We start from the raw sequence: 19908 nt of genomic DNA, 5'->3' as shown, positions 1-19908 counted from the left end.
TGTCTAAAAGCTAACCTTCATGTCCAATCGCCTTAAAGCTCTTCTTTATTACATTACAGCGCGATTACTCCTAGCTCCTTTGATGCTATGGGTAATCGCCTCGTTGGTCTTTGTGCTGATGCGCGCTACTCCCGGCGATCCTGTGGATGCGGTTTTAGGAACGCGCGCCCCCGCAGAGGTAAAGATTGCCTTGAGAACGCAGCTAGGGCTATCTGGCTCTTGGGCTGAGCAATATTTTCATTACATGAATGACCTATTTCATCTCCATTTAGGTACATCCCTGAGTTCCAAGGGACAGACGGTTTGGCAGATTATTAAAAGCTTCTTTCCCGCGACGGCTGAGTTGGCAATCTATAGCATGGCGATCGCTCTAGCCGTAGGCATTACAGTTGGCGTTGTTGCTGCCCTCCGCCCCAACACAGTATGGGATGTAGGTGGACGGCTATTTGGCATCATTACCTACTCTTTACCGCTCTTTTGGATCGGGATGCTGTTGCAATTAATTTTCTCGGTACAATTGGGATGGTTGCCGATTGGGACGCGCTTTCCTGCTACGCTCAATCCCCCCACCCAGATTACGGGGCTTTACACCCTAGATGCTCTATTTGCTGGAGATAGCCAGCTATTTTTCACCAGTCTGCAATATTTGGTGCTGCCTGTCCTGAGTTTGGGCATCGTGATCAGTGGCATCTTTGAGCGCATTGTGCGGGTAAATCTTAAGCAAACCCTCCAGTCTGACTATGTGGAGGCAGCAAAGGCCAGAGGCATTACATCCAGTTCCATTCTGTTTAACCACGCCCTGAAAAACGCCTTGATTCCAGTGATCACGATTTTGGGTTTAACGTTTGCGGCTTTGCTCGGTGGAGCTGTTTTAACGGAAGTCACATTCTCATGGCCAGGCTTAGCCAATCGACTGTTTGAAGCGATCGTAGCCAGAGACTATCCCGTCGTTCAGGGTGTCGTTGTGTTTTTTGCTCTAATCGTAGTGATTATCAGCATTCTGGTTGACATTTTGAATGCTTGGGTCGATCCAAGAATTCGTTATTAGGTGCGAAAGATCGAAGGATGCTGCATTGGGGTTGAGAATGGAATAGATTTTGACATCCCAATAGTTGCCCTTATAGAATACATACTGGCGCAAAGTTCCTTCCAATTCCATTCCTACTTTTTGCAAAACCTGTGCCGAGGCGATATTCTCAATCTTACAGATTGCCTCAATGCGGTTGAGCATCATCACATGAAAGCCAAAAGAAATCACAGCTTTAACTGCTTCTGTCATATATCCTTGGTTCCAGTACTGCTTAGATAAAGCGTAACCTAGTTCAGCACGGGTATGATTATGATTCCAGTTAAATAATCCACAGGTTCCAATCAATTTTCGGTCTTGGTTATGAACGATTCCCCAATCCATTCCTGTTGCGGTTGTGTAACTCTGTAAAACAACACTTAGAAATCTTTCTGTGTCAGCGATCGCTTCATGGGTAGACCAAGTAACATATCTGCTGACATCAGGATCTTGGGCATAGGCAAAGATAGCCTCTGCATCCCCTAAGGTCATTTTTCTGAGCGTTAGGCGCTCTGTTTTTAGGGTTAAGAGTTGCTCTGGGATATCGGCTGTCATTCACTTTATCTCGATCAACCCAGAGGTTTTTGTTTTAATCTTTCTAAATCTCGTTTTACCTCAAAGCACAATTCGCGATTTTTAGGATCGGTATTCAGGGCTTTATTCAAATAGATTTCTGCCTCGCGCAGTTTACCCGCAATAATCAGTTCGCTACCCCAGCGGTAATAGGTAACTGCTTGCCAGTGCAAAACTTCGGGTGATTTAGGATAGCGTTCTCGCATTCCTTCGACCACAGCGATCGCTACGACATATTTTTTTTGCTTGAGCAACTCTTGAACGCGCCGCAGCATATCGAGCTTGAGTTTTAGCTCTGGATCTGTACTCAGAGGATCTTGGCTTGTACGCACATCACGCACATCTATCTTGATTTTGTTGAAGCGATCGGTAGAAGGCTGTGGCGCTTTTTGAGGCGGCTTTTGTGGGGCTGGGGATGGGGTAGGTGTAGGCGGTCTTTGAACTTTTGTCGTCGCAGGCGGAGCTACATCTTGCTTGGGTCGAATACCAGCATCGACCTCTTTTAAAACTTGGTATGCCTCTTGCACGCGCCGAAATTTATCCGCAGCCGTAGGATCGTCTTGATTGATATCGGGGTGATACTTACGCGCTAGACGGCGATAAGCCATCTTAATATCGTCCATCGTTGCATTACGTGGTACGCCGAGTAGTCGATAGCATTCAGATACATGCATCCCAGTCAAGAGTTTGGAGGTCTCAGATAATCAGATTAATATACTGACTATCTATCAGGTATTCAACCATTATTAGGCTTTTTACGAATCGTATACTTACCATTTTTTGTGATTGGCGATCCCTGATTTGCCTCAACGAGCTTAATATATTTGTCCATTGCTTCCTCTTTGGTGGGTAATTCAGCAATTACATGGACTTTACGAATCGGAGCCATGTCTAGTACGACTTGAAACATAAATATCTCGTTTTGGTAACTTTCTTTACTAGCTTAAGCCTTGTTTGTAGAGTTTATATAACGCAACTTAACAAATTTTCTAAAAACTTTGTAACCCAATTCTGACGTGAGTCTTTAGCTTGGTTCTTACCGATCGCAGCCTACCTTTACCTTGTCTAGTGCTTAGAGGATTGGGAAGGTGTCTTCCTTTTTCAACCAATCTGAGCCAGACCCATTATATTTTCGCTTTTATTGTATAAATAATTTATTGCCAATTTATATTTTATTTGCAATTGCGTGGGTATCAGCGATCTAGCTTACTGCTAAGATCGGTTAAATACAACTTTTGGTTATTTACATGCCCAGTGTCAAAATTCAGGGTGCAGAGCATAGCTATATGCTCACGCCCAGAACCAATGCACCTTACACGATCGCATTTTTGCATGGTTGGCTACTAAGCCAAGCCTACTGGCAGCCATTGGTTGAGCAACTTCAGCCCCATTATCAGTGTCTGACCTACGATTTGCGGGGGTTTGGTCAGTCACAACTCGGCGATCGCAATGAATATTCACCTGCCAGCTACGCGCAGGATCTGCTAGAAATGCTCGATATTTTGGGCATTCAAAATGTTTGGTTAGTGGGGCATTCTCTCGGTGGCATTATTGCCCTATGGTCGGCACGGATGTTGGGCGATCGCGTCTTGGGGGTGATTTGCCTCAATGCTGGGGGTGGGATTTACATCAAAGAAGAATTTGAAAAGTTTCGGCAAGCGGGCAGGGTCATTCTTAAATTTCGTCCGTTATGGCTTCAACATATTCCCTTTGTCGATCGCCAATTTGCCAAAGACAGTGTCAAGTCTTCGCTCGATCGACAGTGGGGCAAGCAAAGAGCCTTAGATTTTGTCGCAGCGAAATATGAAGCTGCTCAAGGCACGTTACTTGACTCAACCAGTGCCGAAGAAGTGCACCGACTGCCCCAAGTGGTAGCCAATCTAAAACAGCCTGCTTATTTCATTGCTGGCAGCGATGACCAAATTATGGAACCTAAATACGTGCGCCATCTTGCAAGTTTTCACGCTTCATTTAACGGTTGTGGGGACAATGTATTTGAGCTGCCCGATTGCGGACATATGCTCATGCTCGAGCAAACCGAACAGATAACTGAGATTTTGCGAGATCTGTTGATCTACAATCGAGTTGAACAAGTTATTAAATAAGATGAATGTAGCGATCGGCGATCGGCTTTTACAGATCCTTAATTTTTAAGGTTATGGCTCGCTGACGATTTGCCCATCGACAAGTAATAAAATTTATGAATATTAAAGAATTTTTCCAACATCGCGCGGGAGCTTGGAGTTCTCAACGGACGAGTCATAATCCTTTTATTCAAAAATCAGAAAGCAGTAATTCTGTGATTCAAATTGCCTTGGCAGAGGCAACCGATCCGCAAATTACAGCGCTTTGCCAACAGTACAATTTCATCGCCGAACAAGTATTCTGCGCAGCAAAAATCAATTGGGATCGCCCGATCGATCGCACAAAAGGATCGAGCATTCTCGTGGCGATCGCCGATCGAGATGACGTTCAACAAGGGAAACTACTCAGCCAACATAGTGGTGAGAAATCTCCAGTCCTAGGTCGCTACACGATGGAAAAGGATGATGTGCTCAGATTAGTAAACGAGCATGATGGGCTATTCGCGGAAGAAAAACTATGGTTCCCCCGTCCCAACATCTGTATGAGGACTAGCGTCACAATTGGGACATCAAAGGTTTCTTCTTTTTGTACCGAGATTCGCAAAGCCGAACCAGCAAAATCGCCTTAGGTATATCGATATAAAATGAGGTAATGAGTTGTAGATGTTAACTCTTTTGAGAATTCTATTACTGACCACTGAAAACCAATAACCGACAACCATTCACCTACAAACTCATGGCAATCCCAAAATTAACCAACGATCAGATTTCGGCTGGCATGGCTCAGTTGGCGGGCTGGGCAGTCATCGATGGCAAACTGCACAAGGCATTTAAGTTTAAGGACTTTGTTGAAGCTTTTGGCTTTATGACGAAGGTGGCGATCGCCGCAGAAAAGATGGATCACCATCCAGAGCTTTATAACGTCTACAACAATGTCAAGATTGACCTCGTTACCCATGATGCAGGTGGAATTAGCGCCCTCGATCTTGAGTTAGCCCAAAAGATTGATGGTTTATAATTCTTAGGGATTGCCAAAAATCTCACAGGGATCGAATGCTTGTGCATTAGGTCTGAGCTTCTCGTTCGGGCTTTTCGTTCGGGCTTTGATGCTGAACTATTTATTGATGGCGATTGTGCAAGTCCTTAGGTATGGGTATGCTAGTGTCAACGCAGGCTTCTTTGAAGGCTGTAAGACTTGAACTGAACTTCAAATAAAGCTTAGGAGTCTATGGATAGGCAGCAAAAGGTACAGCAACTGGTCGATAACCTAGCGCGCGCGATCGTTGGGAAAGAAGAGGCGATTCAACTGATTTTGGTGGGCTTGTTGTCAGGCGGTCACGTTCTCTTAGAAGATGTGCCTGGGGTGGGTAAAACCCTTCTCGCCAAGTCACTTGCCGCTTCAATCTCTGGGAAATTTCAACGGGTGCAATGTACGCCAGACCTATTGCCCACAGATATCACAGGCACGAATATTTGGAATCCTCAGTCGGGCGCATTTCAGTTTTTACCAGGCCCCGTGTTTGCCAATGTGCTCTTGGCGGATGAAATCAATCGGGCTACCCCTCGCACCCAGTCAGCTTTGCTAGAAGTGATGGAAGAAACCCAAGTCACGGTCGATGGCGTCTCGCGTCAAGTGCCTACGCCATTCTTTGCGATCGCGACGCAAAATCCGATTGAATATCAGGGCACATTTCCTCTACCCGAAGCCCAACTCGATCGGTTTGCACTCTCGTTTAGCTTGGGGTATCCCAGCGAAGCCGAAGAACTACAGATGTTAAATCGCAACCAAACGGGGGAAATCGGTTCTGCAAAATTAGAAGCCTGCATTACGCCTGAAGAAGTGATCGAACTTCGCCATCATGCCGCTCAAATTTCAGTCAATGAGAAGACCAATCAATACATTATTGATATCGTACGTGCCACGCGCAACGATAGCGAAATCACCCTCGGATCGAGTCCTAGAGGCGCGGTTGCGCTTCAGAGATCCGCACAGAGCTTGGCTTACTTGCGCTTGATGCTAGATCCCAGCCGCAAATCTGACTATGTTATTCCCGATGATGTCAAGTTCCTTGCTCCCTATGTCTTGAGCCATCGCATTATTGTGGCAGGTCGGCGTAAATCAAAAGGCATTATCGAACGATTGCTTCAGACGATTCCCATTCCCTAAGCCTATGAAAGCTAGACTCAAAAAGCGAATTCAAGACCTCAGCGATCGCTCTCCTAAGCCCTTGCGCATTGCGCGAAAACAGGATGGCAAACTGAACATCGAGGGACTCGGGGTTTGGCATTCCTTTTGGCGCGATCCCTATCATCTCCTCCTGACGATTCCATGGTTGCATTTCTCTCTTCTGATTTCACTTACCTATGTTGTCTTAAATTCCCTGTTTGCCTTGCTCTATCTCGCAGGTGGAGATTGTTTGAATGGGGCGCGTGCAGGGTCGTTTGAGGATGCTTTTTTCTTTAGCGTGCAGACCTTAGCTTCAATTGGTTATGGGGCGATTACGCCAAAGACAACCTATGCCAACGCGATCGTCACCCTAGAGGCACTTGCCAGTTTGTTGGCGATCGCTGTGATGACCGGACTTGCCTTTGCACGATTTACCAAGCCCACTGCCCGAGTCGTTTTTAGTAAATTTGCTGTCATTGCCCCTGTCAATGGTGTGCCTACCCTAATGTTTCGGATGGCGAACCAAAGACGCAATCAAATTTATGAAGCCCAATTGCGACTATATCTGATGCGAGATGAGGTTACGAGCGAAGGGCAGTATTTCTACCGCATTTACGATCTAAAACTATCACGGGAGCGATCGCCTAACTTTGTACTGAGTTGGACAGCCATGCATCCCATCGATGAAACCAGTCCTCTCTATGGAGCCAGTCCTGAATCCTTGATCGAAAAACACGCTCAACTGGTTATCTCCTTTAGTGGTATTGATGATACGGTTTCATACACGATGAATGTTCGCCACTCCTATGGTGCTAGAGAAATTCTCTGCAACCATCAATTTGTGGATATCATTCACACCTCTGAAAATGGCGATCGTTACTACAACCACAAACTATTTCACCATGTGGTTCCGCTTGCTGAAGAGCATATTCACGCACCCGAAATTTCAAGTTCGCATTAAAAATAGGCTTTTCCCTCAGTCAAAATTGCTGTTTAGCGCCAGTTGATATGACATTTTTCCATATACCAAAGCTTTGGCAATTGCCTGAATCGTCGGTTACGCCCGAACATGTGTTTCTGAAACGCAGAAGATTTCTCCAAACCTTACTGGGGGTAGGACTTGCCAGCGCATCGCTGACGGAATTAGGATGTCAATCTCAAAGCAATGCCAAAGATCCCTTTGCAGGAATTAAGCCTTTAACCAGCAGGCCGAACAGGGCTTTTACTGTCAGCGATCGCCCCCTGACCAACGAACGACTCGCAGCAACCTACAATAATTTCTACGAATTTGGCGGTTCCAAATCCACTTGGCAAAATGCCCAAGCACTGCCGATCGATAACTGGAAAGTCAATGTTACGGGTTTGGTGAAGCAGCCGCGCACCTACGATCTTGACGACCTGCTCAAGCGATTTCCTTTAGAAGAGCGAATTTATCGCTTTCGTTGCGTTGAGGCTTGGGCAATGGTTGTGCCTTGGTTAGGTTTTCCGATGAACGCATTGCTGCGAGAAGTCGAACCTACGGCAAGCGCCAAATTTGTCCGTTTTACTTCCTATTTCGATCCCCAAGTAACGCCAGGACCGAGTTTCCCCCCTGCAAGGTTTTTACCCTTCCCTTATTTTGAAGGATTGCGGATTGAGGAGATGGCAAACGATCTCGCCTTTTTTGCTGTGGGGATTTACGGTCATACCCTTCCCAAACAACATGGTGCGCCCATACGTGCTGTCTTACCTTGGAAGTATGGCTTTAAGGGAGCAAAGTCAATCGTCAAAATCGAGTTTGTAGCGCAGCAACCTGATACCTTTTGGAATACAATTAGACCTGGGGAATATAAATTTGAAGCCAATGTCGATCCCAAGGTTTCTCATCCCCGCTGGACGCAAGAAAGAGAACGCCTGATTGCCAACGGTGCAGATTTTAACTGGGTAGAAATTCCAACCCTAAAATACAATGGCTATGAGTCCTACATCGCACACCTTTATTGAGGTCAGTTTGGGATAAGAGAACCTGACCCGAATTCACGTTTTATTAGGTATCGATCTGAGCGAACTCCCTAACCTGAATTATTCATCAGGGAGAGAAAGTAGAGAGAAAAAAGAGCCTAAAACCAATTAGGATAGGGCTCCTCAGAATATTAGTGCCAATATTTTCTTATGGCAGAGTGTTTTTTAGAACCAGAGTTCAATTTTTATCAAGAAAAATGATTAGAAGTAAAGTTTTCCGAGCAACAACTGAGGACAGATGGAGGGATACTGCTATAGCAATCGCCACAACTGTCAGGACTCCATCTTTAAGATATTTTCCATAGCATCACGTAAAGAATCAAACTCACCGAGACAGTGACGAATGCGACTTTTGAGCCACGACCAGCATTTCTCAATCTTATTCAAGTCAGGAGAATAAGGAGGCAAATACAACACCTTGCAACCCGCCTGCTCGATTAACTGTTCAATCCGCCCACCTTTGTGAAAAGTGGCATTGTCAATGACCAACCGTTGCCCGATTACCAGAGTGGAAATCAAGCAGGTTTCAATCCAAGTTTCAAAGATGGTTCGATTACAAGCGCCTTCAATAGTAAAAGGAGCGATTAACTGATGATTGCAATAAGTGGCAATCCTATTGACTTGTCCTTCTCGCCTCCCTGATTTGAGGGCATGAAACCTTTCCCCTTGCTTATTCCAACCATAGGCATAATCATCTCGGTTATCTATGCCTGCTTCGTCTGCATAAACGATGTTGTTAGGGGCTATAGGGGCACTCCAAAAATGCTTGACGTTTTGTTTCATCCCGTTCTTGGTATCCATAAGTTTTTTTTACGGGTAAACCCTATTTTTCGCAAAGCACGCGAAATTGTGCGGGCACTGATTTCACCTTCCCATAATTCAGCCATCTGCTCTTGGGTCTTGTCGCCATGTTTACTTACAAATTCGCGAAACTTATCCCAGTCCGTGATTCTGTAGGATCTTGGCGATTGCTATATGTCGTGCAAAGATTGCTACGGATTGCCAGTCTTGGGCTGGACGATATTGGTTGAGATAGAGAAATATTTCGGCTAAAAACTCGGAATAAAAGTCTTCTTTGGGCTGAAATTGGACTTCTGCTAAAAAGATTGGTTTGTCATGGCTGGAGGGCATGAAAATACCGTCAAACCGAAATGCTTTCTCTTTGATTTCGACGGAGCTGAATTGATAGCCTTCTGCTTCTGATATCGGGCGCTCGAGTAGCTCAAAAAGAAGCGAATGGAAGGTTTGAAAGAGTTGGTAAAAGAGGGTGTCCGTTTTCATGAGGGCTAAGCATAGCATGATGCTTGAGCTACATAAAGATGCTGAGTGTGGGCATTACTGCTCTACTTCAAAAGCCAAATGCATTCCGAGGCTCGTTGGAGTAAATAATCCAGAGAGCCTTCGTATCTCGTATTACCTTCTGTTAGAAGTTTCTCATAATGCTCGATCGCATAGTCAGCCGCAGTCAAACCTTTAGAATCTTTTCTGGTTAAATCTGCACCTGCGGATAGAAGTGTTTGCATACACTCAAGCTCTCCTTCCATTGCAGCAAGCATTAATGGGGTTATTCCATTATGAGTCAATGCATTTGGATCGGCTCCATGTTTTAACAAGGTTTTGAGCGCGGTCAGATATCCCCCATCTCCAAAAACGGCTTCATGAATTGGAGTCCAACTCATATCATCACGAACATTAATGTCGATTTTAGCTACTAGAAGTCTTTCAATAATCCGAATTTCTGTCTGCCAAGGTTGCCAGTCTGAAAGAAAAGGTCGATCTGTACTCCAGCAAACTGCATGAAGTGGAGAGGAACCTTGATGGCTTTTTGCATGGGGATTTGCACCATGCTCTAGGAGACAGTTAATCGCAGCCTCATTACCGCTAAAAGCAGCATCCCAAAGACGAGTATTGCCGCGATCGTCTTTTTTCTCAATATCTAGTCCTGCATGAATAAGATAGGCAACTATCTTTGAAAATTCTTCAAAATCCGAATCCTCATGGTTATTATGTAGAATGCAATCCAGAGCGTCAAACCTCATATCATCAAGTTCATATTTTGCATAAAGATCGATTCCTCCATCAAGAAGGGTTTGAGCAACATCAACATTCTTGGCATACATTAATGCTGTACTTTTTCGGGTATCTCTTGTGTTAACTTCAGCTCCAGCTTGCAAAAGTAACCTTACACATTCAGCAGAACCTGACTTTGCAGCACAAAACAGCGGGATTTGGGATGACGAAACATTAGCTTCATTTTCCGAAATAACTGGGTTAGCTGATGCGTGAGCGTTTAGTAACAGAGCAACACAGTTAGAATCACCTAATGTACAAGCTTCGGTTAAAAGCGTACTGTCGTTCCATGCTGTTTCCATCGGGTCTATACCTAGGCTTAAAAGGTATTGAAGCCGATCGCTGCGATCGGCTTTCGTGCGTTGTTCGGGATCTTTCCACCAAGATGGATTTAACATTGCGTAGCGAGCGGCTGTGACTTCGGCTTTGGACTTGATATAAGGATTTGCGCCATGTTCGATTAGCCAACGCAAGGTGTCAACTGTAGCACCTGCGGTAGACCAAGCTGCCAACATTAAGGGAGTCAGTCGATGGAAAAATGGATACTCATCTAGTGAAAGACTTATTGTGGAATTTATGTCTGCACCTAGCTCAAGCAGATAACTAAGCCCCTCTGTGTCTCCAAAAAATGCTGAGCGATGGAGGGGCGAATCCAAATTGAAGTAATGAGTTTTCATATCATATTAGGGTTGCAAGCTCGTGAATATAATGGTTACAGCAAGTTACTCCGCCCCAACGCAAAAAAACCTGCAACTATTTTTCAAGATGGTTGTCTGAAGGGATCAACAGGAAACACTGGAAATGAAGGGAAATCAATCTGAGGCCATTTAAACTCAAATCGAGGTCTCTGTGGCGGTGGCATCAAAACTGGCGCATCTTCTGGTTTACACATAACGGGAGGATTTGGGGGAGGTGTTGGTGGTTTGTCTTTAGGTTTTCTTCCAGGTGGGCAAAATTCGTTTGCTCTTTCAATACATATTTGTCTCAGACCTTTTTCTTTTACAACTCTTACTCGATGAGTTCCTGCTCTTTCAGCTCTTTCTCCTCCACCGATAAGAGATAACGCAATATCCCCTTCACGAAAATATATTGAATCTAATACTCTCTCAAGAGCATTTAATATCTCATCACAGTTTACTGAAGATTCGCATATATCAGTTAAACGATTAAATTCTCCTTCATGTATCCCTTGACCTAAACCGAATGGATCAGTTCCATTCGTCGCACTATTCCCAACATACCTATAAAGATTTACATCACCGCCTGCAAAACTAATAGGGTCTTCTGAAATAAACCTACCAACCGCAGAATCGTAATACCTCGCACGATAATAATAAAGTCCAGTCTCCGTATCAAACTCGCGCCCCGTAAAGCCAAACCGCGACTTCACCGTGGGCGCACTCTGAGCCGTGACATTGCCAAAACTATCGTACTTGATGTGCTTTTGTACCACACCCGCACTACTCACCAAATCCCTCACCGTACCCAAATAATCAGAAAGCGTCCAGTTTACCTGACTACTTGCCTCCACCGCCAGCACCTGATCCAGATTCGCACCATAGAGATATCTCTCTTTTAGCGTAGAACCCACAAACACCAGCATAATATGGTCGCGGTCATAAACATACCACTCCGTTGTTGTCACACCTGCACCTGCTCCATCAAGATCCACCGTCTTCCCTATCCGACGATCGAAAATATCGTACTTGTAAGCAACAGACCGAGTTAACACACCACCACTCGTTTTTGTATCCACATTTGTCAAACGATTCCGATAATCCCAAGTATAACTCGTGATTTCACCCGTCGAGATTCTCGTCCTTTGGGTGCGATTTCCCTCGTCATCATAGAGATAGGTAAACGTTCCATCCGATTGCAAACGATTATTCGCCGTTGTTACATACCCCGTGCGATTTCCCAACGCATCATAACTAAACGCCTCAGATGTTTGATAACTATGGGTCGCACTCTACCTGATTGTACTTTAGTAGTGGTATTTTACCAACACTTCTTCTCCTTTCAAGAATTTTGATAACGAATCAAAGCTATCAAGTTCCATTTCAGAATATGTAACCTCAGTGCCATGAGTAGGCCTATTCTCAGGATCTAAGCATTCAACAATTTTGCGAATACCTGCAAAAACAAATATGGCAGGGCGCTTTTCCCAGAGCGACTCATTTTCTTCACTGTCTTCATCTTCTTTTGCCCTAATTTTAGCTTTATCCCAAGCATCATCAGATGATGATGCTTCTATTAAGATCATATTTTCCCAAATCGGATACTTATCTTGTATTCCGTCTTTGAACTTCACATACATAATTGAATGAGCAATATACCAAGTCATAATAAGCTAGTAATTCTCTTCCCTTTTGTCCATGTTACGACATTTTAAGTATTTTTGGGCTTTTACAATATCTCTAATATATTGTTTATCTCGTAAATTTTTAGTTTTTTGCTGTTCATCATTAAGCCATTCTTTAAGTAGATCGCATGGATCTCTATCTTCTTCTCTTGCTTGGGCTTTTGCATCTCTCGTTACCCAACTCTCCCCTTTTTCAACTGCTGGAAACACATAAGGAATCTGACACAAATTATTGTTCGTTGAGAATATAATTGGTCTCCTTCGTTGTGGAACAGGGAAAGTGAGTATTCCACCACCAAACCCAGTTCCAGCAGTATTGGTAAATCCACTGACAGGTAGTGGTCTAACTTTATCACTCCCTTCACCCGCAGCACTAGGAAATCCAAGAAGTACTCCTGCAAATGCAAGCACAGGAGCCAATACACTAAGTTCGGCTCCCGTTGCTACAGTTCCTGCTGCTTTACCAAGAGTTGTGCCAAGCTGTAATACGTATGTCTGTAAACCAAAAGGATCAGTTCCATTCGTCGCACTATTCCCAACATATCTGTAAAGATTCGCATCACCACCCGCAAAACCAATCCTATCCTCGCTAATAAACCTACCAACCGCAGAGTCGTAATAGCGAGAGCGATAATAATAAAGCCCAGTCTCAGAGTCAAACTCCCGACCCGTAAAGCCAAACCGCGACTTCACCGTGGGCGCACTTTGAGCCGTGACATTGCCAAAACTATCGTACTTGATGTGCTTTTGCACCACACCCGCACTACTCACCAAATCCCTCACCGTACCCAAATAATCAGAAAGCGTCCAGTTTACCTGACTACTTGCCTCCACCGCCAGCACCTGATCCAGATTCGCACCATAGAGATATCTCTCTTTTAGCGTAGAACCCACAAACACCAGCATAATATGGTCGCGGTCATAAACATACCGCTCCGTTGTTGCCACACCAGTACCCGCACCATCAAGATCAACTGTCTTCCCTATTCGACGATGTAGGTTTTGATTTTATATATTGCTACGGTTAACTGCCGAACTAAAGTAATTTATGAAATCCCTCAACTGATTGGCTTTAAAGCAAAGAATGTTTCCCCGACCTTATTGCTAATGTCATTTAAGCGCGTTTGGAAGTGATCGAGGCATTCATGCAAACCTGATTGAATGATTTCCTCAATCGTGATGTAGTCTAATTCTGCTCTCAACTGTCCCAGCGATCGCTCTAGGGGGTTCGTCCAAATTCCTGGAGGTGTTCCATTAATCATGTAAACAGAACGTTCTGCCTGCAGGACGCAAAACTGAACAGAACGGGGGAATTCTCGTTCTAACAGTAAAAACTCGGCAACTTGGTGCGGTGTAATTCGATGCAATCCTCGCTTGCGATACATCTCATAGGCACTGGCAGACTTGAGCAATGCCATCCATTCAATTTCGTCAATGGTTGTGCCAACATGGGTAACCGAAGGCAAAAGGATAAAGTATTTCACATCCAAAATGCGAGAAGTTTTGTCTGCTCGTTCTAAAAATCTTCCCACTTGACCAAAATGCCAACCTTCATTGTGGGTCATCGTCGCATCCATCACCCCAGCAAATAGATGACTAGATAACTTCACTTTATTAAAAAACTCATGTAACCCAGACAACGGCTGACCGGGAGAAGCATCCTTAACGAATAGATAGAAGTCATTGACCTGTTCCCACATCTCTGAGGAGATAATCTCCCGCACCGATCGCGCATTTTCTCTAGCAGCTTGCAGGCAGGAAAGAATTGAATTAGGATATTCGCGATCGAAGCTAAGAAATTGAATCACATTCTCTGAGGTTGAGGAACCATATTTCTCTTTGAACAGAGATAAATCCCCTGTAGTCATCACGAGAGGTTCCCATTGCTGCGGTACGGTGGAAGGTAAATCTAACATTAACTGTAGATTGACATCGACAAATCTCGCTACGTTCTCTGCCCGTTCGATATAGCGGTTTAGCCAGTAAATTGAGTCAGCAACTCGACTAAGCATATTGCGGTTTAATAGTAATGAGGCTCTTGCATAATAGTTTTAACCTAATTGTCAAAAATTCACAAATCGCGATCGCTTTTAACCATTTATGTCATTGCCAAAAGACACGCCAAGTGACGATCTAGATCACAAATCCCTAATATTTTTTAACCTTATATTGACTATAGAAATAAGTCGATACATTGATTCAGTGAGGTTTTTATGGTGCGGAAATTTTGTGGTTCTCTGGCGATCGCAGCGACTGTCGTACTCCCCCTAGTCTTAAGTGGTGGGATGGATGCTTATGCGCAAAATAGTTTTGGGGCGATCGCACGCTCTCGATCTACGCAAGACAAAGGCTATGCATGGAACTATAGCTCTCGTGCTGCTGCTGAGCGCAGTGCCATATCTCAGTGCGAAAGTCTTTCTGGTGCAGGAGATTGCAGAATATTAATCTGGGTGCGTAATGCCTGTATGTCAATTTCGGAAGCCTCAAATGGAGCCGCAGGAACGGCTTGGTCAGCCAATGCAGGTGCTGCAGAAGAAAAAGCAGATGAGGTATGTAGAGATTATGGAGGCAGAAATTGCAGCACCGTTCGCACAATTTGCACACCAGATTAATCACACCTAATCTTGATGTGTATAAATCTGGGTTCGAGCTTTCATAAGAACAAAAGTTAAGTTAAGTAACTTTTTACGCAATCGTTAAGATTTGAAATTTACATCTGTAGTACTTCCTTTAAATGCACTCCCCCGTCTGCAAGCGGATGGGGGAGTGCATTTCTATAGAAAGAGGTAAACCTTTGCCTAGAACCACTTCTTTCCGCCTCTTGATTTTGCAATCTAATTTCCACAATCAAGTTGTTATAAAATAAAAAAAGCACCGAATCGCTAGTTGAGCGAAAAGGTTTAGGCTTGCCACTTCACCCAGAAGTTAAATTTATGAAAACCTTAATTTTAGGGATAACCAGCTTGGCGATCGCGAACATATTCGCCATCCCAGCTTACGCAGATCTGTCTATTGGCACGAGTTTTAGCAGCGGTAATACTAGGGTGATTATTCAATACGGCACTCCTAGTCAATATGGTTCTTACGATCCTTACGATCGATATTCGCGCCATCATTCTCACCACCGCGAAAACTACTATCAGAATGTCGTGCCGATCTACAGGCAACCCAACTATTCCTATCATCAAATACCAAATCCTTATAGCCTGCCCACGAATACAAATCTTTATAACCGATCGATCGTTGAAACCCAAGTTTCTCCATCTCCAAGATCGGTTTATATCTATGAGGGTAACCCTAACTCCTATCACAGACATCATCGGTATTACTCGCATTAATGCGTTGTTGCAAAACCAGAATTTCTTAATTCTACTGGGCTTAAACCGTAGATTCAAAAACAAAGTGGCTTGAGTAAATTTAACTCAAGCCACTTTGTTGTTTAAAAGAGTAGTTTGCTAAAAGCCAAATGCAGGCGATTAGTAATCGAAGTCACCGCCGCCCATACCGCCGCCACCAGCAGGAGCAGCTTCTTTTTCAGGCTTATCGACAACGATACATTCTGTAGTGAGAATCATGCCAGCGATCGATGCTGCATTTTGCAAAGCAGAACGAGTAACCTTGGCAGGGTCGACGATACCTGCAACAAACATATCTTCAAATTCACTGGTCATTGCATTAAAGCCAGTATTGAATTCTAGTTCTTTGACACGCTCTGCAATTACAGCACCATTGTGACCGGCATTTTCAGCAATTCGCTTGACAGGAGCCAAAAGTGCCTTCGACACAATCAGCGCACCCGTGAGTTCTTCACCGGTGAGGTTGCCCTTTGCCCATGTTTCCAATTCAGGAGCCAAGTGAGCGTAGGTCGTCCCACCACCAGGAACGATGCCTTCTTCAACCGCAGCTTTGGTTGCGTTAATCGCATCTTCCAGACGGAATTTACGATCCTTCATTTCGGTTTCAGTCGCAGCACCAACTTTAATTACAGCTACACCACCCGATAGTTTTGCCAAGCGTTCTTGTAGCTTCTCTTTATCAAACGAAGAATCGCTTTCTTCAATTTGACGGCGAATTTGTTCGCAACGAGATTTGACTGCGACTTCATTACCTTCGGCAACAATCGTAGTGCTGTCTTTGGTAACGGTGATCCGACGGGCACGACCCAATGAGTCAAGCTTGACTGTATCAAGACGGAGTCCAGCATCTTCGGTAATCACTTGACCACCTGTCAAGACAGCTAGATCTTCTAGCATGGCTTTGCGGCGATCGCCAAATCCAGGAGCCTTGATCGCACAAACGTTCAACACGCCGCGCAGACGGTTCACGACTAGGGTAGCAAGTGCTTCCTTTTCAATGTCTTCGGCAATGATCAAGAGCGGACGACCAGCACGAGCAACTTGCTCTAGAACTGGTACGAGGTCTTGAACCATACCGATTTTCTTATCGGTGATCAAGATGGCAGGATCTTCAAGGGAAGCTTCCATGCGTTCGCTATCGGTAACGAAGTAAGGAGAGATATAGCCCTTATCAAAGCGCATCCCTTCGGTGATTTCTAGTTCAGTCGTCATCGACTTGCCTTCTTCGAGCGAGATTACGCCTTCTTTGCCAACTTTGTCCATGGCTTCGGCGATCATCTTACCAACTTGCTCGTCGTTACCAGCAGAGATCGTACCGACTTGAGCGATCGCGTTAGAAGACTCTACAGGGCGAGCATGAGCAGCAATCTTGTCTACAAGGAAACTAGATGCCTTATCAATACCGCGCTTGAGAGCGATCGAATTTGCGCCAGCGGCAACGTTACGCATACCTTCTTTGACGATCGCGTGCGCTAAAACGGTTGCAGTGGTGGTTCCGTCGCCAGCAGCATCGTTGGTTTTAGAAGCGGCTTGACGAATTAGTGCCACGCCTGTGTTTTCAACGTGATCTTCTAATTCAATTTCCTTGGCAATGGTGACACCATCATTGATGATTTGAGGTGAACCAAACTTCTTTTCTAGAACGACATTTCTGCCTTTAGGTCCAAGAGTAACAGCTACAGCCTCAGTGAGGATATCCATGCCTCGTTCTAGGGCGCGGCGTGCATCTTCGTTATAAATGATTCTCTTTGCCATAGTTTTGATTGGTTGTTAAGTTGTGAGTTATCAGTTGTGAGTTATCAGTTATCTCAAGGCTGTTAGCAGTTAGCTATTAGCAGTTGGCTATTTCTTGGAAGCTAAGAGCTAATCGCTAAGAGCTAATTGCTTTTATTCGACGATCGCTAAGATATCTTTCTCAGCTAGCAATACATATTCATCTGTGCCGATCTTGATATCAGTACCTGCATACTTTGAATAGAGAACCTTGTCGCCGACCTTGACATCAAGAGCTTGACGAACGCCTTTATCGTCAAGTTTGCCAGGACCTACGGCTGAGATTTCTCCCACTTGTGGCTTTTCCTTTGCGGTATCAGGTAAAAAGATACCTCCTGCTGTTTTTTCTTCCTTTGCGCTGATTTTGATGAATACGCGATCGCCTAAAGGCTTTACAGTAGAGATGTTTAAAGACGTTGCTGCCATAGTTATCAACCTAATTCGTTAACATTTACATGCTCTTAAAAACCAGCAACATTGCGATCGCTTGAAGATTAACGAGTTGCTAATATTCAAAACAATCGATCTAGTAGCGGCTTAAGAGCTAAATTAGCACTCTTAACTGCTGACTGCTAATTTAGCGGAAACTGAATTACATATACGAGTGTGGTTTACCGAACTAGTGCAATACTTGCCCAAAAAAAGCTGCCAATGTCAAAATCATTTTGACTATAATGAGGAACTAGGAGTTGGAAACACAATTTATGATGCCTATTGTTGCTGCCACTCAAGCCCCTGATAAAGCAAGTCAGACGGTTTTGTCCGTTGTTAAAAAGCCTTACCCTAACTATAAAGTCATCGTTCTTGACGATGACTTTAATACGTTTGAGCATGTGATTAAGTGCCTGCTGAAATATATTCCTGCCATGACAGAGTCCTTGGCGTGGGAATTGACCAATCAGGTGCATTTTGAGGGGTTGGCGATCGTGTGGGTAGGGCCACAAGAACAAGCCGAACTTTATCACGCACAATTAAAACAAGCCGATCTAACGATGGCTCCACTTGAGCCTGCCTGATTGCTAACCTGCCTGATTACTAATAAGTACCTAAGACCCTTCTACCTTTTCCAAAAATCTACAGCCCTCACAGGGACCAAGGGGATTGACCGCACAACGCATAATTTCCGATCGCGCATTAAATCGGCAGGAAGCATCACCAACCACCCAACGCCCATCTACTAAGGTATTTTCCAAGGGTTTCTGGCTGGGTTGAACGTATACGACAATGTTAAATAGTGCGTAGCGGCCGTTTCTAAACTGATAGCGGTGGCGACGTTCCAAAACTGTGTAAGGCTTGCCCTCCAGCTCTAAATAATTTCCAGGTTGGGGCATCCAGTCTAGGTAGATCTTGCCCAAGCAGCGATCGGGATGAATCACCCAAACCTCTGTAGGCAAAGCAGATATTTGCATAGTACAGATTTTAAATATTAAACAATGTAAATCTGAATGAGTTCAGGCTCATAAGAATTCCTTTGAAGAATGAGAAGCATTAAAGCTAGTTTCACTTCACTACTTGTTGGACTAAGTGCGTTGTAGCAAGAATTACGGTTTACGATGTAGCATATAATTGTAACAATACTTAAACCTAAGAAAGCTAAGCAAATTACTTAGAGAGGAGCAGAATAATGGCGTTTGAACTTCCTGCATTGCCCTACGACTTGAATGCGCTTGAGTCATCAGGCATGTCAGCTAAGACCTTAGAGTTTCACTATGGCAAGCATCATAAAGCCTATGTAGATAACCTCAATAAACTCGTGCAAGATACCGATTTGGCTGGCAAATCTTTAGAAGAGGTCATTACAACCAGCTTTAAAGAAGGCAAGGCTGGCATCTTTAACAATGCTGCGCAGGTTTGGAATCACACTTTTTATTGGAATGGCATCAAGCCCAATGGTGGTGGTACACCCACAGGTGAGCTTGCTGCACTGATCGACGCAAGTTTTGGCAGTTTTGATAAATTCAAAGAAGAGTTTAAAAATGCTGGTGCTACTCAGTTTGGTAGTGGCTGGGCTTGGTTGGTAAAAGAAGGTGGCACGTTGAAAGTCACTAAAACTCCTAACGCTGAGAACCCTTTAGTTCATGCGGGACAAGTTCCTCTCTTGACTATGGATGTTTGGGAACATGCCTATTATCTAGACTTCCAAAATAGCCGCCCCAACTTTATGCAAAACTTTGTCGATCATCTGATTAATTGGGATGTGGTTGCCAAAAATTTAGCTGCTGCCTAAGTTTTCTATCATTACGCTTTAATAACAAAAAAGGGTGAACTGGTTCACCCTTTTTTGTTTGTTTGTAATTCAGCAATCAAACCTAAATTGATATGAGTTCGACAGTTCGATGTTTTACCTCTCCCCAACCCCTCTCCTCGCAGGAGAGTGGCTTGAAAACCCCATTTTTTTTTGCTCCTCCCTCGCCTTTTAGGCGAGGGAGGCTGGGAGGGAGAGGTTCATCGCATTC

The 19908-nt window shown here is 44.4% G+C and carries 22 protein-coding genes and 2 pseudogenes; 11 read left to right on the top strand and 13 right to left on the bottom strand.

Going from position 1 to position 19908, the window contains the following annotated elements:
• The first annotated feature begins 19 nt into the window (after positions 1-19).
• Positions 20-1048, top strand: coding sequence for an ABC transporter permease (locus V2H45_RS07385; protein WP_330482982.1), 1029 nt, complete (start codon positions 20-22; stop codon positions 1046-1048).
• Here V2H45_RS07385 and V2H45_RS07380 read toward each other — a convergent pair.
• From V2H45_RS07380 to V2H45_RS07370, 3 genes are all read right to left on the bottom strand, one after another.
• Positions 977-1621: a GNAT family N-acetyltransferase gene (locus V2H45_RS07380; RefSeq protein WP_330482981.1), complete on the bottom strand. Its 645-nt coding sequence runs from the start codon at positions 1619-1621 to the stop codon at positions 977-979. The genes V2H45_RS07385 and V2H45_RS07380 overlap by 72 nt on opposite strands.
• A 14-nt stretch (positions 1622-1635) precedes the next feature.
• The gene (locus V2H45_RS07375) at positions 1636-2262 is read right to left on the bottom strand and encodes a J domain-containing protein (RefSeq protein WP_408648750.1); all 627 of its coding nucleotides are present in this window, start codon (positions 2260-2262) and stop codon (positions 1636-1638) included.
• A gap of 113 nt (positions 2263-2375) precedes the next feature.
• Entirely contained in the window at positions 2376-2549 is a 174-nt protein-coding gene (locus V2H45_RS07370; protein WP_330482979.1) for a hypothetical protein, read from the bottom strand.
• 337 nt (positions 2550-2886) lie between these two features.
• Here V2H45_RS07370 and V2H45_RS07365 point away from each other — a divergent pair, with 337 nt between their 5' ends.
• From V2H45_RS07365 to msrP, 6 genes are all read left to right on the top strand, one after another.
• On the top strand, positions 2887-3744 hold the full coding sequence (locus V2H45_RS07365) for an alpha/beta fold hydrolase (RefSeq protein ID WP_330482978.1): 858 nt from the start codon (positions 2887-2889) through the stop codon (positions 3742-3744).
• 95 nt (positions 3745-3839) lie between these two features.
• On the top strand, positions 3840-4352 hold the full coding sequence (locus V2H45_RS07360; protein WP_330482977.1) for a phycobiliprotein lyase: 513 nt from the start codon (positions 3840-3842) through the stop codon (positions 4350-4352).
• Positions 4353-4459: 107 nt separating this feature from the next.
• The gene (locus V2H45_RS07355) at positions 4460-4741 is read left to right on the top strand and encodes a 4a-hydroxytetrahydrobiopterin dehydratase (protein ID WP_330482976.1); all 282 of its coding nucleotides are present in this window, start codon (positions 4460-4462) and stop codon (positions 4739-4741) included.
• Between the two features lie 210 nt (positions 4742-4951).
• A complete protein-coding gene (locus V2H45_RS07350; RefSeq protein WP_330482975.1) occupies positions 4952-5890 on the top strand; it encodes an AAA family ATPase in 939 nt (312 codons plus the stop codon).
• A 4-nt stretch (positions 5891-5894) separates the two neighbouring features.
• Positions 5895-6851, top strand: a complete 957-nt coding sequence (locus V2H45_RS07345; RefSeq protein ID WP_330482974.1) for an ion channel — start codon at positions 5895-5897, stop codon at positions 6849-6851.
• A 47-nt stretch (positions 6852-6898) separates the two neighbouring features.
• On the top strand, positions 6899-7873 hold the full coding sequence (msrP, locus tag V2H45_RS07340) for a protein-methionine-sulfoxide reductase catalytic subunit MsrP (protein WP_330482973.1): 975 nt from the start codon (positions 6899-6901) through the stop codon (positions 7871-7873).
• A gap of 291 nt (positions 7874-8164) precedes the next feature.
• Here msrP and V2H45_RS07335 read toward each other — a convergent pair.
• The 7 genes and pseudogenes from V2H45_RS07335 to V2H45_RS07305 form a co-directional block, all read right to left on the bottom strand.
• Positions 8165-8850, bottom strand: a pseudogene (locus V2H45_RS07335) (IS630 family transposase); the annotation flags it as partial.
• A gap of 19 nt (positions 8851-8869) precedes the next feature.
• Positions 8870-9172, bottom strand: a pseudogene (locus V2H45_RS07330) (DUF2887 domain-containing protein); the annotation flags it as partial.
• 62 nt (positions 9173-9234) lie between these two features.
• On the bottom strand, positions 9235-10638 hold the full coding sequence (locus V2H45_RS07325) for an ankyrin repeat domain-containing protein (RefSeq protein ID WP_330482972.1): 1404 nt from the start codon (positions 10636-10638) through the stop codon (positions 9235-9237).
• 83 nt (positions 10639-10721) lie between these two features.
• On the bottom strand, positions 10722-11882 hold the full coding sequence (locus tag V2H45_RS07320; protein WP_330482971.1) for an RHS repeat domain-containing protein: 1161 nt from the start codon (positions 11880-11882) through the stop codon (positions 10722-10724).
• A gap of 63 nt (positions 11883-11945) precedes the next feature.
• Positions 11946-12305 (bottom strand): DUF4288 domain-containing protein, encoded by a 360-nt coding sequence (locus V2H45_RS07315; protein WP_330482970.1) that lies wholly within the window; start codon positions 12303-12305, stop codon positions 11946-11948.
• Positions 12306-12311: 6 nt separating this feature from the next.
• On the bottom strand, positions 12312-13271 hold the full coding sequence (locus V2H45_RS07310) for an RHS repeat domain-containing protein (protein WP_330482969.1): 960 nt from the start codon (positions 13269-13271) through the stop codon (positions 12312-12314).
• Positions 13272-13381: 110 nt separating this feature from the next.
• Positions 13382-14335, bottom strand: a complete 954-nt coding sequence (locus V2H45_RS07305) for an alpha-E domain-containing protein (protein ID WP_330482968.1) — start codon at positions 14333-14335, stop codon at positions 13382-13384.
• Positions 14336-14536: 201 nt separating this feature from the next.
• On the opposite strand from V2H45_RS07305, the gene V2H45_RS07300 reads away from it, so the two are divergent.
• Together V2H45_RS07300 and V2H45_RS07295 are read left to right on the top strand one after the other, a co-directional pair.
• Positions 14537-14935 (top strand): DUF4189 domain-containing protein, encoded by a 399-nt coding sequence (locus V2H45_RS07300; RefSeq protein WP_330482967.1) that lies wholly within the window; start codon positions 14537-14539, stop codon positions 14933-14935.
• Positions 14936-15256: 321 nt separating this feature from the next.
• The gene (locus V2H45_RS07295; protein ID WP_330482966.1) at positions 15257-15661 is read left to right on the top strand and encodes a hypothetical protein; all 405 of its coding nucleotides are present in this window, start codon (positions 15257-15259) and stop codon (positions 15659-15661) included.
• A gap of 138 nt (positions 15662-15799) precedes the next feature.
• Here the strand turns inward: V2H45_RS07295 and groL are convergent, their stop codons facing one another.
• Positions 15800-17434, bottom strand: a complete 1635-nt coding sequence (gene groL, locus V2H45_RS07290) for a chaperonin GroEL (protein ID WP_330482965.1) — start codon at positions 17432-17434, stop codon at positions 15800-15802.
• 132 nt (positions 17435-17566) lie between these two features.
• Complete coding sequence (gene groES, locus V2H45_RS07285; protein ID WP_330482964.1) at positions 17567-17878, bottom strand: co-chaperone GroES; 312 nt, start codon at positions 17876-17878, stop codon at positions 17567-17569.
• A gap of 281 nt (positions 17879-18159) precedes the next feature.
• On the opposite strand from groES, the gene clpS reads away from it, so the two are divergent.
• Positions 18160-18468, top strand: coding sequence for an ATP-dependent Clp protease adapter ClpS (gene clpS, locus V2H45_RS07280; RefSeq protein WP_330483010.1), 309 nt, complete (start codon positions 18160-18162; stop codon positions 18466-18468).
• Positions 18469-18498: 30 nt separating this feature from the next.
• Here the strand turns inward: clpS and V2H45_RS07275 are convergent, their stop codons facing one another.
• Positions 18499-18861: a DUF6464 family protein gene (locus tag V2H45_RS07275; RefSeq protein WP_330482963.1), complete on the bottom strand. Its 363-nt coding sequence runs from the start codon at positions 18859-18861 to the stop codon at positions 18499-18501.
• 215 nt (positions 18862-19076) lie between these two features.
• On the opposite strand from V2H45_RS07275, the gene sodB reads away from it, so the two are divergent.
• The gene (gene sodB, locus V2H45_RS07270; RefSeq protein WP_330482962.1) at positions 19077-19679 is read left to right on the top strand and encodes a superoxide dismutase [Fe]; all 603 of its coding nucleotides are present in this window, start codon (positions 19077-19079) and stop codon (positions 19677-19679) included.
• The last annotated feature ends 229 nt before the right edge of the window (positions 19680-19908 follow it).

This window comes from Tumidithrix elongata BACA0141 (assembly GCF_036349135.1).
Classification (GTDB): Bacteria; Cyanobacteriota; Cyanobacteriia; order Pseudanabaenales; family Pseudanabaenaceae; genus Tumidithrix; species Tumidithrix elongata.
The sequence above is the reverse complement of the archived record's forward strand: the minus strand, read 5'-3'. Positions and strand labels throughout refer to the sequence as shown.

Excerpts from the sequence above, each read along its gene's own strand:
- V2H45_RS07345 (WP_330482974.1), top strand. The coding sequence starts at position 5,895 with ATGAAAGCTAGACTCAAAAAGCGAATTCAAGACCTCAGCGATCGCTCT.
- V2H45_RS07370 (WP_330482979.1), bottom strand. The coding sequence starts at position 2,549 with ATGTTTCAAGTCGTACTAGACATGGCTCCGATTCGTAAAGTCCATGTA.
- V2H45_RS07305 (WP_330482968.1), bottom strand. The coding sequence starts at position 14,335 with ATGCTTAGTCGAGTTGCTGACTCAATTTACTGGCTAAACCGCTATATC.
- V2H45_RS07365 (WP_330482978.1), top strand. The coding sequence starts at position 2,887 with ATGCCCAGTGTCAAAATTCAGGGTGCAGAGCATAGCTATATGCTCACG.
- V2H45_RS07350 (WP_330482975.1), top strand. The coding sequence starts at position 4,952 with ATGGATAGGCAGCAAAAGGTACAGCAACTGGTCGATAACCTAGCGCGC.
- V2H45_RS07355 (WP_330482976.1), top strand. The coding sequence starts at position 4,460 with ATGGCAATCCCAAAATTAACCAACGATCAGATTTCGGCTGGCATGGCT.
- groES (WP_330482964.1), bottom strand. The coding sequence starts at position 17,878 with ATGGCAGCAACGTCTTTAAACATCTCTACTGTAAAGCCTTTAGGCGAT.
- msrP (WP_330482973.1), top strand. The coding sequence starts at position 6,899 with ATGACATTTTTCCATATACCAAAGCTTTGGCAATTGCCTGAATCGTCG.
- clpS (WP_330483010.1), top strand. The coding sequence starts at position 18,160 with ATGCCTATTGTTGCTGCCACTCAAGCCCCTGATAAAGCAAGTCAGACG.
- V2H45_RS07380 (WP_330482981.1), bottom strand. The coding sequence starts at position 1,621 with ATGACAGCCGATATCCCAGAGCAACTCTTAACCCTAAAAACAGAGCGC.
- V2H45_RS07385 (WP_330482982.1), top strand. The coding sequence starts at position 20 with ATGTCCAATCGCCTTAAAGCTCTTCTTTATTACATTACAGCGCGATTA.
- V2H45_RS07325 (WP_330482972.1), bottom strand. The coding sequence starts at position 10,638 with ATGAAAACTCATTACTTCAATTTGGATTCGCCCCTCCATCGCTCAGCA.
- V2H45_RS07360 (WP_330482977.1), top strand. The coding sequence starts at position 3,840 with ATGAATATTAAAGAATTTTTCCAACATCGCGCGGGAGCTTGGAGTTCT.
- V2H45_RS07275 (WP_330482963.1), bottom strand. The coding sequence starts at position 18,861 with ATGCAAATATCTGCTTTGCCTACAGAGGTTTGGGTGATTCATCCCGAT.
- V2H45_RS07300 (WP_330482967.1), top strand. The coding sequence starts at position 14,537 with ATGGTGCGGAAATTTTGTGGTTCTCTGGCGATCGCAGCGACTGTCGTA.
- V2H45_RS07375 (WP_408648750.1), bottom strand. The coding sequence starts at position 2,262 with ATGGACGATATTAAGATGGCTTATCGCCGTCTAGCGCGTAAGTATCAC.
- V2H45_RS07295 (WP_330482966.1), top strand. The coding sequence starts at position 15,257 with ATGAAAACCTTAATTTTAGGGATAACCAGCTTGGCGATCGCGAACATA.
- groL (WP_330482965.1), bottom strand. The coding sequence starts at position 17,434 with ATGGCAAAGAGAATCATTTATAACGAAGATGCACGCCGCGCCCTAGAA.
- V2H45_RS07315 (WP_330482970.1), bottom strand. The coding sequence starts at position 12,305 with ATGACTTGGTATATTGCTCATTCAATTATGTATGTGAAGTTCAAAGAC.
- sodB (WP_330482962.1), top strand. The coding sequence starts at position 19,077 with ATGGCGTTTGAACTTCCTGCATTGCCCTACGACTTGAATGCGCTTGAG.